The 15655-nt window shown below is 62.9% G+C and carries 13 protein-coding genes; all 13 read left to right on the plus strand.

Annotated features, from left to right (window positions below; all coding sequences use genetic code 11):
- The first annotated feature begins 29 nt into the window (after nucleotides 1–29).
- A complete protein-coding gene (locus tag AWB64_RS12740) occupies nucleotides 30–1049 on the plus strand; it encodes an ABC transporter permease (RefSeq protein WP_060819409.1) in 1020 nt (339 codons plus the stop codon).
- A gap of 4 nt (nucleotides 1050–1053) precedes the next feature.
- A complete protein-coding gene (locus AWB64_RS12745; RefSeq protein ID WP_060819410.1) occupies nucleotides 1054–1929 on the plus strand; it encodes an ABC transporter permease in 876 nt (291 codons plus the stop codon).
- Nucleotides 1917–4031 (plus strand): dipeptide ABC transporter ATP-binding protein, encoded by a 2115-nt coding sequence (locus AWB64_RS12750; RefSeq protein ID WP_208603272.1) that lies wholly within the window; start codon nucleotides 1917–1919, stop codon nucleotides 4029–4031. Before AWB64_RS12745 ends, AWB64_RS12750 begins: the two co-directional genes overlap by 13 nt.
- Complete coding sequence (hydA, locus tag AWB64_RS12755; RefSeq protein WP_060819412.1) at nucleotides 4028–5464, plus strand: dihydropyrimidinase; 1437 nt, start codon at nucleotides 4028–4030, stop codon at nucleotides 5462–5464. The genes AWB64_RS12750 and hydA overlap by 4 nt, the downstream gene beginning before the upstream one ends.
- A 20-nt stretch (nucleotides 5465–5484) precedes the next feature.
- Nucleotides 5485–6237, plus strand: coding sequence for an SDR family NAD(P)-dependent oxidoreductase (locus tag AWB64_RS12760; RefSeq protein WP_060819414.1), 753 nt, complete (start codon nucleotides 5485–5487; stop codon nucleotides 6235–6237).
- Nucleotides 6238–6287: 50 nt separating this feature from the next.
- Nucleotides 6288–7313 carry an NAD-dependent epimerase/dehydratase family protein gene (locus AWB64_RS12765; protein ID WP_060819416.1) on the plus strand — a complete coding sequence of 342 codons (1026 nt, stop codon included), beginning with the start codon at nucleotides 6288–6290 and terminating at the stop codon, nucleotides 7311–7313.
- Nucleotides 7314–7330: 17 nt separating this feature from the next.
- Nucleotides 7331–8263: a polysaccharide deacetylase family protein gene (locus AWB64_RS12770; protein ID WP_060819417.1), complete on the plus strand. Its 933-nt coding sequence runs from the start codon at nucleotides 7331–7333 to the stop codon at nucleotides 8261–8263.
- Between the two features lie 22 nt (nucleotides 8264–8285).
- Nucleotides 8286–9953: a thiamine pyrophosphate-requiring protein gene (locus AWB64_RS12775; protein ID WP_279616259.1), complete on the plus strand. Its 1668-nt coding sequence runs from the start codon at nucleotides 8286–8288 to the stop codon at nucleotides 9951–9953.
- A 36-nt stretch (nucleotides 9954–9989) separates the two neighbouring features.
- A complete protein-coding gene (locus AWB64_RS12780; RefSeq protein ID WP_060819421.1) occupies nucleotides 9990–11327 on the plus strand; it encodes a dihydroorotase in 1338 nt (445 codons plus the stop codon).
- Nucleotides 11314–12087 (plus strand): SDR family NAD(P)-dependent oxidoreductase, encoded by a 774-nt coding sequence (locus tag AWB64_RS12785; protein WP_060819423.1) that lies wholly within the window; start codon nucleotides 11314–11316, stop codon nucleotides 12085–12087. The genes AWB64_RS12780 and AWB64_RS12785 overlap by 14 nt, the downstream gene beginning before the upstream one ends.
- Nucleotides 12088–12121: 34 nt before the next feature.
- A complete protein-coding gene (locus AWB64_RS12790) occupies nucleotides 12122–13111 on the plus strand; it encodes a LysR family transcriptional regulator (protein ID WP_060819425.1) in 990 nt (329 codons plus the stop codon).
- A gap of 89 nt (nucleotides 13112–13200) precedes the next feature.
- Complete coding sequence (locus AWB64_RS12795) at nucleotides 13201–13986, plus strand: SDR family oxidoreductase (protein ID WP_060819427.1); 786 nt, start codon at nucleotides 13201–13203, stop codon at nucleotides 13984–13986.
- A 242-nt stretch (nucleotides 13987–14228) separates the two neighbouring features.
- The gene (locus tag AWB64_RS12800; RefSeq protein ID WP_060819429.1) at nucleotides 14229–15392 is read left to right on the plus strand and encodes a porin; all 1164 of its coding nucleotides are present in this window, start codon (nucleotides 14229–14231) and stop codon (nucleotides 15390–15392) included.
- Nucleotides 15393–15655: the final 263 nt, after the last annotated feature.

Below are 15655 nucleotides of genomic sequence, written 5' to 3' on the forward strand. Positions count from 1 at the left end.
GAACGTACCAACTATGGGTTTTTGCCGTCATGGCTTCATTTCTCGCTAAGCGCATTACGTTGATGATCGTGACGATGTTATGCGCATCGTTCGTTGTCTTCGCCGTATCGGAGTTCACGCCTGGCAGCGTGGCGCGCCGCACGCTCGGGCCGTACGCTACGCAGCAGCAAGTCGATCTGCTGTCGCAACGCATGCACGCGAACGACCCGTTGATGGTCCGGTACGGACATTGGCTCGGCGTGCTCGCCGGTGTGATGCCCGACCCGCTCGAGGATCCCGCGAACGGGCTGGGTTTCACCGATCCGCGCGGCTCGCGGTACTTCGGCAATTTCGGTTATTCGACGCTTTATAAACTCCCGGTCAACGACGTGATGTGGAAGCGTCTGGGGCACACGGCAATTCTCGCGGGCATTGCGTTCGCGCTGATCGTTCCGCTTTCCATGCTGTTCGGCATTTTGTCGGGGCTCAAGGAAGGAGGGCCGCTCGATCGCATTCTTTCCGTAGTCTGTATCACCTTCACCTCGATTCCGGAGTTCGCGTCCGGTGTCTTTCTGGTGACGCTGTTCGTGATCCTCTGGCCGGTTCTGCCGGGCACCAGTCCGCTCGACGCCAGCGAAGGCGGCCAATGGTCGATTGCGTCGCAGCTGGTTTTGCCGGTCGCGGTACTTGTGCTCTACGACTTCGGCTACGTCGCGCGGATGATTCGCGTCTCGATGATCGGCGTGATGGAAAAGCCTTACATCCGCACGGCGATTCTCAAAGGCCTGAACCCGCGCCAGGTGATTCTTGGGCACGCGTTGAGAAACGCGATGATCGCGCCGTTCACGGTATTGCTGCTGCAGATCAACTTCCTGATTGGCGGCGTGGTGGTGACTGAAATGGTCTTCGCTTATCCGGGCTTTGGCCGGATGCTGCTCGACTCCAGCATGTTCGGCGACATTGCCACGCTCGAAGCCGCCACGCTGGTCACGGTTTTTGTCGCTGTAGTGACGCAGTTTCTTGGCGACCTCGGCTACATGCTGCTCAATCCACGCATCCGTGTGAGGTAATCCCATGTCTTCCATTGATCCCGGCGTCGTGCCGCTCACGGTGCGGACGTCACGCGCTCCGCGGCGAGCATGGACGCGTCTGTTCAGTTCTCCCACCGCGGTGGCCGGCTTGTCGCTGATCGTGTTCTGGATCGTGGCGGCGGTGCTCGCGCCGGTGCTGCCGCTGCCGTCGCCCACCGCTCAGGACGCGATGGCAATGGCCGATCCAACGCCGTCGGCGGCGCATTGGCTCGGCACCGATATTCTCGGCAGGGACATTCTGTCGCGCCTGATCTTCGGCGCGCGGACCGTGTTGCTGGTGGCGCCGCTGTCGGTCGCGGTCGCCATGCTCGCCGGCATTACGCTCGGCATGCTGGCAGGCTATTTCGGCGGCTGGATCGAAGCGATCGTCGACCGTTTTTCCGATCTGGTGCTGGCGTTTCCGGTGCTCGTGCTTTACGTGATCCTGATTGCGAACGTGGGTGCGTCGGTGGGCAACATCGTGCTGGCGACCACGATTGCGTCGGCGCCGGGTATCGGGCGGATCGTGCGAGGCCTGGTGCTCGACCTCAAGCAGCAGGAATACGTGGCGGCGGCGCGTCTGCGCGCGGAAAGCACGTTTTACATCATCGTTTGCGAGTTGTTGCCGAACTGCCGTGGTCCGCTTTTCGTCGATGCGTGCCTGCGTATCGGCTACACGATCATCACAATCGGCGTGCTCGGTTTTCTCGGGCTCGGCCTTCCTCCGCCCAATCCGGACTGGGGCGGCATGGTCCGCGAAACGACGACCGTGATCAATGTCTGGCCGCTGATGTCGATCGCACCGTCGGTCGCCATCGTGAGCCTCGTACTTGGATTCAACCTGCTGGCCGACGGAATGAGGGAGGCATGGAAGCCATGAATGCCATCGTCGATTCAGGCGTGCTGGGAAATCGTCGCGCAGCTTCGTCCGGCAGTACGCCGCTGCTCGACATTCGCGATCTTCGCATCGAGTATCGCGGCCGCCACGAGTCTGTGGTCGCCGTGCCGAACCTGTCGCTGAGCATTGCGCCGGGCGAGAGCTATGGGCTCGTCGGCGAATCGGGCTGCGGCAAGACCACGACCGCCATGGCGGTGATGGGCCACCTTGGCGGGATCGGGCTCGTGACGAACGGCAGCATCCGCTTCGAAGGCGAGGAACTGGTCGGCGCAAGCCCGCAAAAGCTGCGCACCATTCGCGGCCGGCGCGTGGCGATGGTGTATCAGGAACCGATGAGCGCGCTCAATCCGGTCAAGACCATCGGCTCGCAACTCGCCGAAGTGCCGATGCGGCATCTGGGTTCTTCACGGGCGCGGGCGCGCGAGCTGTCGGCGAGCATGCTCGAGAACGTGCGGTTGCCCGATCCGCTGGCCATGCTCAAGCGCTTTCCGCATCAACTATCGGGCGGCCAGCAGCAGCGGATCGTCATCGCGATGGCGTTGCTCGCGCGGCCGGCCTTGCTGCTGCTCGACGAACCGACGACCGGCCTCGACGTCACCGTGGAGGCCGCGATCCTGGACCTGATTGCGGACCTGCGCAAACAGTACGGCACGAGCCTTCTCTACATTTCGCACAATCTCGGCTTGATCGCGAGCGCCTGCGACCGGGTCGGCATCATGTACTCGGGCGAGATGGTCGAGGAAGCCGGCACGCAAACACTTTTTCGCCAGCCGCGTCATCCGTATTCGCAAGGACTGCTCGGCTGCATTCCACGCATCGGCAGCCCGAAGGGCGTGCGCGCGCTGTCGCCGATTCCAGGTCATTTGCCCTTGCCGACAGAGCGTCCAGCGGGTTGCTGGTTCGGGCCGCGCTGCGCTCACTTTCAGAAGGACACGTGCGGCGGAAACGCCATCGCCCTGGCGCCGGCTGGCGGCGACGGCCATCTGGTCCGATGCGTGCGCTGGCAGGACCTCACGCGCGAAGCCGTCGCGGTGAACGGCGAGGCGGCACTGAGCGTTCACGATGAAACGGCGTTGTCGGTTACCGGCGTGTCCAAGCAATATCTGCTCAACGGCGGACGCCGCACCGTGCAGGCCAACGAATCCGTGTCGTTCAAGGTGGGCAAGGGCGAGATCATGGGACTCGTCGGCGAATCCGGCTGCGGCAAGTCCAGTCTGGCACGCATGCTGGTCGGCCTTGAAGGGGCGAGCTCGGGCTCGATTCAGTATGAAGGTGTCGAACTCGCCCAGGTGCCGGCGAAGAAGCGTTCACGCGACATGCTGCAATCCATCCAGATGGTGTTCCAGAATCCGGATAGCACGCTCAATCCTTCTCATTCGGTGGCCTCGCCGATCCGTCGCGCGTTGCGCAAGTTCGGCGGCTACAAGGACAAGGCGGCGATCGAGAAGCGCTTGCAGGAATTGCTGCAACTGGTTCGGCTTCCTGCCGAACTGGCGCAACGCCGGCCGTCCCAACTCTCAGGCGGTCAGAAGCAGCGCATTGCGATTGCCCGCGCGTTTGCGACCAATCCGTCGCTGATCGTGGCCGACGAGCCCGTCTCGGCACTGGACGTGTCGGTGCAGGCCGCGGTAATTACGTTGCTGCTGGCAATCCAGAAGGAGCAGGAGAACACGCTGCTTTTCATCAGCCACGACCTCGCGCTCGTGCGACATATCGCGGACCGGATCGTTGTGATGTATCTCGGCCGGATCATGGAAAAGGGACTCGCCGAAGAGATTTTCGCCCCGCCTTATCACCCTTACACGGAAGCGTTGCTGTCCGCCGTTCACAGTCCGGACGCGTCGGTCAAGCAGCAGGAGCGAATCCGTCTGACCGGCGAAACGCCGAGCCCGGTCAACGTGCCGCCAGGATGCCGCTTTGCTTCACGCTGCCATCGCAAGGTCGGCGAGATATGCGACACCGTGGCGCCGCCGGTCCGGCAGGCATCGCCCACGCACGAGATCGCCTGCCATATCAGCCTCGAGGAGTTGCGCACGATGCACCCTGTCTTTCAGCAAGGCGTCACCGGAGAGACCCACGCATGAGCGACGGCACAGTTTCTTTTGACCTCGTGATTCGCGGCGGCACGGTTGTGCTGCCTGAAGGCGCCGCCGAGGTCGACATCGGGGTGCGCGACGGACGCATTGCCGCCATCGAAGCGGGCTTGCCTGCCGCACGGCAAGAGGTCTCGGCGGCGGGACGCATCGTGCTGCCGGGCGGTGTCGACGCACATTGCCATATGGACCAGCAGCCATGGGAAGGCAGATCCACCGCCGACGACTTTCAGAGCGGCACGCTGTCGGCGCTGTGCGGCGGCACCACCACGATCATTCCGTTCGCCATGCAGATGCGCGGGCAATCACTGGCCGAAGTGGTGGCCGACTACCACGAGCGCGCGCGGCCGAAAGCGCATATCGACTACACGTTCCATCTGATCGTGGGCGACCCGACGCCGCGGCTGCTGGAAGAAGAGTTGCCGCAACTGATCGCGCAGGGCTGTACGTCGGTGAAAATCTATCTGACGTATGAAGGGCTGAAGCTCGACGATTACGAAGTTCTCGAAGTGCTCAACGTGGCGCGGCGCGAAGGCGCGATGGTCATGGTGCATGCGGAGAACGACGCCTGCATTCGCTGGCTGACCGAGCATTTCTTGAAGGCGCGCAAGACGCAACTGCGCTATCACGTACTCTCGCGGCCCGCCATTGGCGACCGCGAAGCGACCTTCCGCGCGATCAGTCTCGCCGAAGTCATCGAAACGCCGATTCTGATCTGCCACGTCTCGGCGGCAAGCGCGGCCGACGAAATACGGCGCGCGAAGCAACGCGGTTTGCCCGTATATGCGGAGACCTGTCCGCAGTATCTCTTTCTCGCGGCCGAGGACATCGACACACCCGATCTGTCCGGCGCAATGTGCGTATGTACACCGCCGCCGAGGCCGCGCGAGAACCAGGCGGAAATGTGGCGGGCGCTGCTGGACGGCACGCTCGAAGTGTTTTCCTCGGACCACTCGCCGTGGCACTACCGCGACAAGATCGCCGAAGGTCTGGACACGCCGTTCACGCGTATTCCGAACGGCGTGCCCGGTATTGAAACGCGTCTGCCCTTACTGTTTTCCGCCGGTGTGAATGGCGGGCGCATGTCGCTGATGCAATTTGCCGAATTGACGGCTGCGGCGCCCGCGCGGCTCTACGGTCTTTATCCGAAGAAAGGCGTGATCGCAATCGGCTCGGATGCCGACTTTGCGATCTGGGACGCGCAGCGTGAAGTGACCATCAACAACAGCATGTTGCATCACGCGACCGACCACACGCCCTACGAGAACATGGTGGTGCAGGGGTGGCCCGTCACCACGATTTCTCGCGGCGAAGTGGTATGGCACGACGGCAAGGTCAGCTCCACGCCGGGACGCGGCCAGTTCATTGCCGCCGACCGTCCGTTTGCGCGGCAGGCCACGTTGCCGCCGGTGCTGGAAGCATGAGCCGCCTAACGAACGAGAACATGAACGATCGTCTGCGAGACAAGGTCGTGCTGATCAGCGGCGCGGCCAGCGATATCGGCGTGGCGGTCGCCGCGCGCTGCATTGCCGAAGGCGCGAGCGTGGTGTGTGCGGACCTCGACGGTGACGCCGCGGCGCGCGTCGCCGCGCAGCTCGGCCCTGCCGCGCTGCCCGCGCAATGCGATGTGACGGAGATCGAATCGGCGCGCGCGGCAGTTGCGTTGACACGTGCGAGATTCGGCCGGCTCGACGGCTACGTTCATAACGCCGCTGCACCGTGGCATGACGGCTCCGTTGAGGACCTCGCGCCGGAGCACTGGCATCAGGAAATCGGCGTGTCGCTTACGGGGGCGTTTTTGATGAGCCGCTTCGTGGTGCCGCAGATGCGTGAGGGCGGTGGTGGTTCCATCGTGCTGGTGGCGTCGCAAATGGGCCATGTGGCGGCGTCCCGGTCGGTGGCCTATTGCGCGGCCAAGGCGGGGCTGATTCACCTGGCGCGGCTGATGGCCGTCGATCACGCGGACGCGGGCATCCGCGTCAACAGCCTGTCGCCCGGCGCGGTCCGCACGGGGCGGCTGTTGCGCTCGTTTGCATCGCTCGACGAAGCCGATATCGCGCTTGGCCCGGCGCATCTGCTGGGCCGTATCGGCCGCCCGGACGAGATCGGCGCAAGCACGGCGTTTTTACTGAGCGACGACGCGTCGTTCGTGACCGCCACCGACCTGCTTGTGGACGGTGGCTATACGGCGCGCTGATTCGCAGGCGCCGCGCGCGCAAAACAACCCCATTTTTGTCAGGCAATGAGATGAACTTGTTGATCACAGGCGGGACTGGCTTCGTCATGAGTGTGGTGGCCCGTGAATGGCTCGACCGCCATCCCGGGCGGCGCGCGGTCATCCTCGATCGTGCGGGTCTGGACACCACGGCGCAGGCCTGGTTCGCGCCGGTGCGCGACCGGCTCACGGTTGTCGAGGCAGACGTTCGCGATCCGGCAGGCTGGACGGCCGAGCTCGATCTCCACGACATCTCGGCGGTCGTGCACGGGGCGACGGTCACGCCGATCTCGCGTGGCAGCGCCGAGGAAGCAGCACGCCTGCCGCCCGAAGCGCAGACGCCGCTACGCATTGTCGATGTCAACCTGATGGGCACTGTGCAGGTGCTGGAATGGGCGCGGCGGAATCCCGCGCTCAAGCGGTTCATCTACATCAGTTCCGGGTCGGTCTACCGTCATAACGGTCCCGACTGGTCGGACGAGCCGCTGCCAGAGGACGGCTATGTCGCGCCGCTCACGCTGTACGGCATTTCCAAATTTGCCTCGGAGATGATCGTCAATCGCTACGCGGACCTGTTCGGAATGTCGGTGGCGTCGGTGCGGCTCTCGTCCATCTACGGGCCGATGGATCGGGCAACCGGAAGCCGCAATTTCCGCCATGTCCCAAACCGGATCGCGCAGATGGCGCTGGACGGCGAAGTGATCAAGCCGAACAACCTCGCTCCGGTCGGGGACTACCTGCATTCCGTCGATGCCGCCCGCGCGATTCTCGCGCTCGCGGAGGCCTCGCGGCTGCGTTACCGGCATTACAACGTCGCGAGCGGAGTGACGGCGACTATCGGCGAGATCATTGGCTGGGCCGCGGATCGCGTGCCTGGCGTTCGCTACGAAGTGACGGATGAAAGCGGGGCGAATGTCATTCAGGATCCCGCGCTTGCAACCGGCATGTGGGGCGCTTATGACATTGCCCGGATCGAGCGTGACACGGACTGGCGCCCGCGCGAAGGGCGTGACGCCTTTCACGACTATATGGACTGGCTCGCCGCCAGCCGTTCCTGAACGAGAGACCTGTATTCATGACCGACACTCAAACGCAAGGCCCGGCGCGGGACTTTATTGGCTACGGCGCAAGGCCGCCGTTCGTGACCTGGCCGAACGGCGCCAAAGTCGCGATCAATCTCGTGCTGGTGTACGAAGAGGGTTCCGAATATTCATGGCTGGAGGACGGCCGCAACGACAACTGGGGTGAGTACAACCTCAGCGCGAGCCCGAACCTGAGAGATCTTGGCACGGAGACGCACTTCGAATACGGCAGCCGCGCCGGCGTGTGGCGGCTTGCCAGATTGTTCGACCGTTACCGGATTTCCGTCACCGTGTCCGCCTGTGCGGTCGCGCTGCACTGCAATCCCGAAGTCGCGGCGTGGATGAAAGACCGCGGGCACGATCTTCTCGGTCACGGTTTGCGCTGGACCGACTATCCCGGCATGAGCCGCGAAGAAGAAGGGCGGCAATTGCGCGAGGCAATCGACCTTTATCGTGAAGTACTCGGTGTGCATCCGCCGGGCTGGAACTGCCGGTCGTTTCCTAGCGTGAATACGCGTGACCTGATTATTGAATCGGGCGGCTTTCTGTACTACTCCGACCCGTGCAACGACGATATTCCGTATTTCGTCAAACATGATGGTGGCGAGTTGCTGGTCGTCCCGTATTCGAAGACGCTGAACGACAGCCGTTATCTGATGGCGCCGGGCTATGGCAATCCGCGCGATTTTGCGGAGGACTGCCGCTGCGCGATCGATTATCTGATCGACGAAGCCGGTGAAGCCGGCGGCAAGATGCTGACCATCGCGGTGCATGCGCGCTGGAGCGGGCAGCCCAATCGCGCGTCGGGCGTGAAAGAGGTGATCGAACACGTCGCGCGTTCGCGCGGACAAGCCGTCTTCATGCGTCGCGAGGACATCGCGCGCCACTGGCTTGCCAACCACGCGCTATTTCGCAAGGGAGCCTGAACGTGACGGTGCCAGCAATGCGGTGGACGTACCGGAGCGCGCAATGAAGGGAGCGCAAACGGTAGCCGCGATCCTCAAGCAGCAGGGTATGAAACACATTATCGGCTTCCCGAGCAGCGGGTTGTTCGATGCGGCAGCGGAACTCAATATTCCGCCGGTGATCGCGCGCACGCCGCGCGTCGCCGTCAATATTGCGGAGGGACACGCGCGGACCACGACCACCGACGACCTGACAGTCGTCACCGTTCAATACGGACCCGGCGCCGAAGCGGCGTTCGCCGGCGTGGCGCAGGCATGGAACGACCGCGCGCCGGTGCTGTTCTTGCCGACGGGTTATCCGCGAGGGGCGGAGGCGGTGGCGCCGAACTTCGAAGCGCGCCGTAATTTCGCGCACATCACCAAATGGTGCGAGTCGGTCGTGCGTGCTGAAGACCTGCCGCAACTGCTGCATAGCGCTATCTGGCGGGTCCGCAATGGGCCGCCCGCGCCCGTGCTGCTCGAATTTCCCGTGGACCTGCTGGAGCAGGAATGCGGCGCCGGCGCATCCGATCAAGCACGTGTGCGCCGCGCGCGGCCGCAAGCCGACGCCACTGAAATCGACGAGATCGTGGAGGCGTTGCTAGGGGCCCGGCATCCCGTGATTCTGGCCGGGCAGGGCGTGCTCGCCGCCCATGCAACGCAGGAACTCACCGAATTCGCGGAGCTCACGCACATCCCGGTGATGACCACGCCGAACGCAAAGAGTGCGATGTCCGAGCGTCATCCGCTCGCGCTCGGCACGGCGGGGCGCGCACGTCCGGCCACGGTGGACCGTTTTATCGAACGGGCCGACGTGATTCTCGCGCTTGGCAGCAGTCTCACGCGGTCGTACTACATCCGGCCGGTGCCGGCGAATAAGCGCGTTTTGCAGATCAGCATCGATCCGGACGATCTCGGCAAGGATTATCCGGTCGCGCTCGGCGTGGTCGGCGATTGCCGCTCCGTGCTGCGCCAATTGCTGGCGCGTGTTCGCGATGACCCAGCGGCATGGGCCGGACGCACCGGAGTGGGCGGCGACCTGACGCGCGAGATTGCATCGTGCCGGCGCACGTTCATGGACGAGTGGATGCCGCTTCTGAATGCAGGCGGCATTCCGATTTCCCCGTACCGGCTGGTGTGGGAAATCATGGAAGTACTCGAACGCGAAAAAGTCATCGTGACTCACGACGCCGGCAATCCGCGCGACCAGTTCAGTCCGTTTTACGACGTCACCGAGCCTCGCGGGTATCTAGGATGGGGCAAGACCACGCAACTCGGCAGCAGTCTCGGTTTTGCGATGGGCGCAAAACTGGCGCGGCCGGACGCCACGGTCGCGGCCGTCATGGGCGAGTCCGCGTTCGGCATGGTCGGCATCGATTTTGAAACGGCGGTGCGCTGCAAGCTGCCAGTCCTCGTCATTGTGTTGCGCAATCACGTACTGGGTGGCTACGCCGCCAGCATGCCGGTGGCGACGAAGAAGTATCAGGCCAATCGCGTGTCGGGAGAATATGCACCCATTGCACAAGCGCTCGGAGGCCATGGCGAATGCGTCGTCGACCCGCGCGCGTTACGCGACGCGTTGCGGCGCTGCGTCGCGACGGTGAGGGACGGCCGCGCGGCCTTGCTCGAAGTGGTGACGCATGAAGAAAGTCGATTGGCGGGGCTCTGCTGATGAACCGCCTGTTGGAGAATCATTGGGAGAACCAACGTGTTTGATCTGGTGTTGCGCGGTGCGGCCATTGTCGAGTCGAGCGGAACGGTGTGCGCCGATCTGTGCGTGACCGACGGCCGCGTGGCCGCGCTGCTCGATCCGGAAACGCCGGCGGCCGCGAAGGCCGTGCGCCGGGTAGATGGCTGCTACCTGCTTCCAGGTCTGGTCGACGCGCACGTGCATCTGCGCGATCCCGGCTTGACGCACAAGGAAGATTTCGAGTCAGGCACGCGGGCGGCGGCGGCGGGTGGCGTCACGACGCTGCTGGACATGCCAACGGACGATCCCTGGACCGACAGCGTCGGCACATTCGTCGACAAGCAACGCCTTGCACACGGGCGATTGCACGTCGATGTCGGCTTGCAGGTCGCGTTGCGCCGCGACGCAAGCGACCTGCAGGCGATCCGCGCGCTGGGTCCGGTGTCGTTTGAAATCTTCACGGCCGACGTTCCCGCTGCTTATCTGCATGACACGCAGGCGTTGTTGATGCGCGCGCTCGAGTTGGTGAAGCCGCTGGACACGCTGGCTTGCGTGTCGCCCGGCGACCAGTCGATATTGAACTCCGTGGCGAAAGGCGGAATCGATGCGTTTCTCGCAAGCCGGCCTCCGCTTGCGGAAGCGACCGGTATCGCGAAGATCATCCTGGCCGCTGCTGAAGCGCGGACGCCCGTTCACGTGAGGCAGACCAATTCGGCGCTCGGCATTGCAACGTACCGGCGCATGCGTGGGCTTGCGGATGTCAGTATCGAAACGACTCCTCAATGCCTGCTGTTCACAGCAGGCGACTACGCAACGCAAGGCGCCGACCTGAAGGCGTCGCCACCGGCGCGCGCCCCGGAAGATCGCGACGCGCTGCTGGCCGCATTGCGCGACGGGATGATTGATATGGTGGCAACCGATCACGCGCCGCATACGCGTGCGGAAAAGGCCGCGGTCTACGAGAGCTTCGCGGACATTCCCGGCGGCATGCCTGGTGTGCAGACGCTGCTCGCCACCATGCTGCATTTCGTCGCGAGCGGCGACATCGATCTGCCCGCGCTCGTTCGCATGTGCTCGACCAATCCCGCGCGGCGTTTCGGCATTGGCAACCGGAAGGGTTCGCTCGCACGCGGGCACGACGCGGACATTCTGGTGCTCGACCCGCGGCTCGACACGCATATCGCCCACGCGGATCAGTTGTCGCGTGCCGGCTACACCCCATTCGATGGAATGCGCGTGCCCGGCCGGCTGACGGCTGTGTATCTGCGCGGCATGTTGATGCATGAACATGGGCGGACCGCGGCAATGGAGCCGGCAGGCAAGGTTATAGGAGCGTCGAAACATGGGCTTGCTTGAAAACAAGGTGGCGGTCGTGACGGGCGCGAGTTCCGGGCTCGGCCGTGCAATCGCCATCCGTTACGCCGCAGAGGGCGCGCGCGTGGTGCTCGCCGACGTGCGAGACGCGCCGATAGAAGGCGGCGAGGCAACGCAGGCCGCCATAGAGCGCGCGGGCGGAATTGCGATCAGCGTGCCCACCGACGTGTCGCGCTGGGACGAGGTCGACCGGCTTGTCGCCATCGCGGTGGAGCGTTATGACCGTCTCGACGTGATGGTCAACAACGCCGCGATCTATACCAGCACGAACCTCGTCGAGACCAGCCAGACGCAATGGGAACAGGTCGTACAGGTGAATCTGACGGGCATGTTCAACGGTTGCAAGCGAGCGGTTCAGCAGATGCTCACACAGGAGCCCGCCGACGAAGTGCGTGGACGTATCGTCAATATATCGTCGCAGCACGGCATGGTGGCCTCACCCGGCGACTTCCCCTACGGCGTCACCAAAGGCGGGACGGTGCAGTTGACACGGCAGGTCGCCGTCGATCATGCGCGCGACCTGATTGTCTGCAATGCCGTTGCGCCGGGAAAGATCGTGACTGGCAAGCCCGGCGCGGCCAACGATCCGCGTGCGCTGGAATATTCGCATCAACGCACCCCCTGGCCCCGTCTGGGGCGTCCGGAAGACGTTGCCGGCGCCGCGTTGTTTCTTGCCAGTCCGCTCGCGAGTTTTGTCACCGGCATCAATCTGATGGTCGATGGTGGCTGGATGGCGGGCTAGGCAGCCGGTTTATCTGTTTAGGGGGTAGCAGGACATGAACCAACTCTCCGCCATGCGCATGTTCGCGAAGGTCGCCGAGACGCTTAGCTTCACCATTGCTGCAAAGGAATTGCGGGTTTCGGTCGCCATGGTGACTCGCAGTGTGGCAACGTTGGAAAGCTATCTCAATCTGCGACTGTTGAACCGCACAACCCGGAGTGTGTCGCTCACCGAGGCGGGGCACGAATACTGGCAGGGCTGCCGCGAGGTATTGCGCAACCTCGATACGCTCGAGGCCAACGTCTGTTCGGCAGCACGCGAGGCGGGAGGCTCATTGAAGGTGGCGGCGCACGAATCGTTCGCTGCTGCCGAGTTGAGCGACCTGATCAGCAAGTTCCGTGAGAACGAGCCGCGCGTGGATTTCGAACTCACCGTTTTTGCGTCGACGCAGGATCTCACGGTCGGCAGTTACGACGCGTGTTTCGTCGCCGAACGGCGGTTGCGCAATTCGTCTCTGGTATGCCGTCCGCTCATCAGGCTGCGGGACACGATCGTGGCGTCGCCTGCCTATCTCGCCCAGAGAGAGGCGCCGGTCCAACCCGCGGATCTCGCCAGGCATGACGTACTCACGACCTCCGATCCGTGTGTGCGATCGTGGGAGTTCGGCGATGCATACGGCGCCCAGCGCGTACTCTTGCGGCCGGTTCTCAGTTCGTCAAACCTGCTGACGTTGATCCGGGCGGCAAAAGCCGGATTGGGTATCGCTCGCTTGCCGACGTCGCTGGTCGCCGCCGAGATTCAGGAAGGTTCGCTGATACCGCTTCTTGAAGACTTCGAACTTGAGAGCGGCGTGCGCACGCTTTGGATGCTCTATTCTGGGCACCGTTACATGACGCCGCGCGTGCGGCGTTTTATCGATTTTTCAGTGGCGCATTACCGGCGAGACACACCGCGTCTCGAGCGCTTGCTGCTCAATCCAGACGTGCAGTCCGACCGTGCCGACACGATGACTGGCCGCCGTTTTTACGGATGCAATCCGCACTGACGAGCCGCGCCGGTTCAGATTCACATCATCGGCCTGCGGGCTGCTTTTCAACCTAACCCGGCACGGTTGCCGAACACAACGGATAGAACATGAATCTAGGAATCAGGAACAAGATTGCGCTGGTAACCGGCGCGGGCGGGGGCCTGGGCAGCGCTATTGCGCTGGCTCTGGCCCACGAAGGCGCGAACGTCGTGGTGGCGGACATCAATCCGGCCGCACTTGAAGCGGTTGCCAAAGCCGTGCGCGAGGCCGGCGTGCAGGTCTTGCCGCTGGAATGGGATCTCGGTGATCTGTCCGTCATTGACGCGCGTGTCAGTGCAATCGAGCAACGCTTCGGCACGGTCGACATTCTTATCAACAACACGGGCGGCCCGCCGCCAACGCCCGCGTCCGGTCAGCCTGCGGATCTATGGGAACGCCACTTCCGGTCGATGGTGCTTTCCGTCATTGGCATGACGGATCGTGTGCTGCCCGGCATGAAGGCGAAACAATGGGGGCGCGTGGTGACGAGTGCGTCGTCGGGCGTTGTGGCGCCGATTGCCGGCCTGGCCGTTTCGAACGCATTGCGCATGTCGCTGGTCGGCTGGTCGAAGACGCTTGCCCGCGAAGTCGGCCGTGACGGCATCACGGCGAATCTCGTGGTGCCGGGCCGCATTGGCACCGACCGCATTCGTTTTCTCGACGAGGCAAAAGCGATGCGTGAAGGACGTACCGTCGAAGAAGTCTCCGCGGAAAGCACGGGCTCGATTCCGCTTGGACGCTATGGTCGTCCTGAAGAGTACGCGCAGGCAGTTGCATTTCTTGCCAGCGAGGCGGCGTCTTACGTGACCGGTTCGATCATGCGGGTGGACGGCGGGCTTATTGCCAGCGTGTAAGGCCTGACACCGCGGAGAGATTCGCGGTGCGTCGAGTTTAGTTAGCATTACAGATTGCTTGAAAAAATCTGGAACGTTGTTTAAAAGCAGGACTGTGGATCATGGGCAACGAATTTCCGTCAATACTGTATTTCACTGGGACATTATTTCCTCCAACTTAGTCTTGCGTTGTCTTCGAATTTTTCGGAGCACAAGAGGAGGCCGGAAAGCCAAGTCAATCTTTTTACAGGGGCAGTCAAACAATGAAACAAAAGACACAGAACATGCTTCTCGCGCTGGCGGTCACAGGTGTTGTCGCCGTGCCCATGCACGCGTCGGCGCAAAGCAGCGTGACGCTCTATGGTGCTATCGACGAAGGGTTGCAATACACGAGTAACGTCAAGGGGAAAAGCAATGTTGAAACCACGTCTGGCCAGGATTCCGGCGACCGGTGGGGCCTCAAGGGAACCGAGGATCTGGGCGGCGGGCTGAAGGCCCTGTTCCAGATCGAAAACGGCTTCAACCTGAATACCGGCGCTCTCGGCAACGGTGGCCGGGTTTTTGGCCGCCAGGCATATGTGGGCGTTCAGTCGGACAGGATTGGCACGGTCACGTTGGGCCGCCAGTACGATCCGCTGGTCGACCTTCTCGGTCCGCTCACCGCCAATGGCAACTGGGCCGGCAGCTTGCTTTCGCACGTCTACGACAACGACAATACCGACAACTCGATCCGGGTGAGCAACTCGGTGAAATTCGTTAGCAACAAATACGCGGGCTTCACGTTCGAAGGCATGTATGCGTTCAGCAACGCGGCCGGCGGTTTTGCGGATAACCGTCTTTATGGGCTGGCCGGGCAGTATGCGAACGGTCCCGTCACGATTGCGGGCGCTTATCTCCAAGTCAACGGAAACGCAACGACGAATGCCGGTGGCGCGGTTTCTTCCGCCGACACCGACTTCAGCGCCACGCGCAATCAGATCTTCGGCGGCGGCATCAACTATGCACTGACGTCGGCGGCCACGGTCGGATTCATTTACACGCACACGAATCTGACTAACGTGACCGGGAGCGAGTACTTCGGCAATCTCGCGAACGCGGCCAACTCGCTGAGATTCAACAACTTCGAGGTCAATGCCAGGTATCAGTTTACGCCGGTGTTTTATGCAGGCCTGATGTACACCTACACATTGGCCCACTATGACAGCAACGCTGGTCAGGCCCGGCCGCACTGGGGTAATGTCGGCGGGATGATCGACTACAACCTGACCAAGCGCACGGACGTGTACATGCAGGTTGCGTACCAGCGTGCGTCGCATACGGACGGTGTTGCCGCGCCTCTAGGGCAGGCAGTGCTGGTCGGCACGGATACGCCTTCGTCGGGTCTCAATCAAACTGCGGTGCTGGTGTCGTTCCGGCATCTCTTCTAACAGGAATCCGTGCAGCGATCCTGGTGCTAGAGAGAGCGACAGGATCGCAGTCCTCTCCACTGACTCCGTTACGCAAAACTAAAAGACCATCCGATGGGGAACTCCGCTTTTGACGACGCTTCAGCAAGCCCGCCTCTGATAGGTTCCGGCCCGGTTCGCTCTCCGAGGCCGCCCCGGTCGGCCCGGCAAAAAGCGGTGCGTCCGATGACAACGGGCCCGTGCCGCCAACGTATGAATACACCACACTCATCGGTTTGCTGGCG

This window comes from Caballeronia sordidicola, assembly GCF_001544455.2.
GTDB lineage: Bacteria > Pseudomonadota > Gammaproteobacteria > Burkholderiales > Burkholderiaceae > Caballeronia > Caballeronia sordidicola.

What these genes read in the sequence shown, in the direction of transcription:
- AWB64_RS12800 (WP_060819429.1), top strand. Translation starts at nt 14,229, where the DNA reads ATGAAACAAAAGACACAGAACATGCTTCTCGCGCTGGCGGTCACAGGT.
- AWB64_RS12745 (WP_060819410.1), top strand. Translation starts at nt 1,054, where the DNA reads ATGTCTTCCATTGATCCCGGCGTCGTGCCGCTCACGGTGCGGACGTCA.
- AWB64_RS12770 (WP_060819417.1), top strand. Translation starts at nt 7,331, where the DNA reads ATGACCGACACTCAAACGCAAGGCCCGGCGCGGGACTTTATTGGCTAC.
- AWB64_RS12765 (WP_060819416.1), top strand. Translation starts at nt 6,288, where the DNA reads ATGAACTTGTTGATCACAGGCGGGACTGGCTTCGTCATGAGTGTGGTG.
- hydA (WP_060819412.1), top strand. Translation starts at nt 4,028, where the DNA reads ATGAGCGACGGCACAGTTTCTTTTGACCTCGTGATTCGCGGCGGCACG.
- AWB64_RS12740 (WP_060819409.1), top strand. Translation starts at nt 30, where the DNA reads ATGGCTTCATTTCTCGCTAAGCGCATTACGTTGATGATCGTGACGATG.
- AWB64_RS12750 (WP_208603272.1), top strand. Translation starts at nt 1,917, where the DNA reads ATGGAAGCCATGAATGCCATCGTCGATTCAGGCGTGCTGGGAAATCGT.
- AWB64_RS12795 (WP_060819427.1), top strand. Translation starts at nt 13,201, where the DNA reads ATGAATCTAGGAATCAGGAACAAGATTGCGCTGGTAACCGGCGCGGGC.
- AWB64_RS12790 (WP_060819425.1), top strand. Translation starts at nt 12,122, where the DNA reads ATGAACCAACTCTCCGCCATGCGCATGTTCGCGAAGGTCGCCGAGACG.
- AWB64_RS12785 (WP_060819423.1), top strand. Translation starts at nt 11,314, where the DNA reads ATGGGCTTGCTTGAAAACAAGGTGGCGGTCGTGACGGGCGCGAGTTCC.
- AWB64_RS12760 (WP_060819414.1), top strand. Translation starts at nt 5,485, where the DNA reads ATGAACGATCGTCTGCGAGACAAGGTCGTGCTGATCAGCGGCGCGGCC.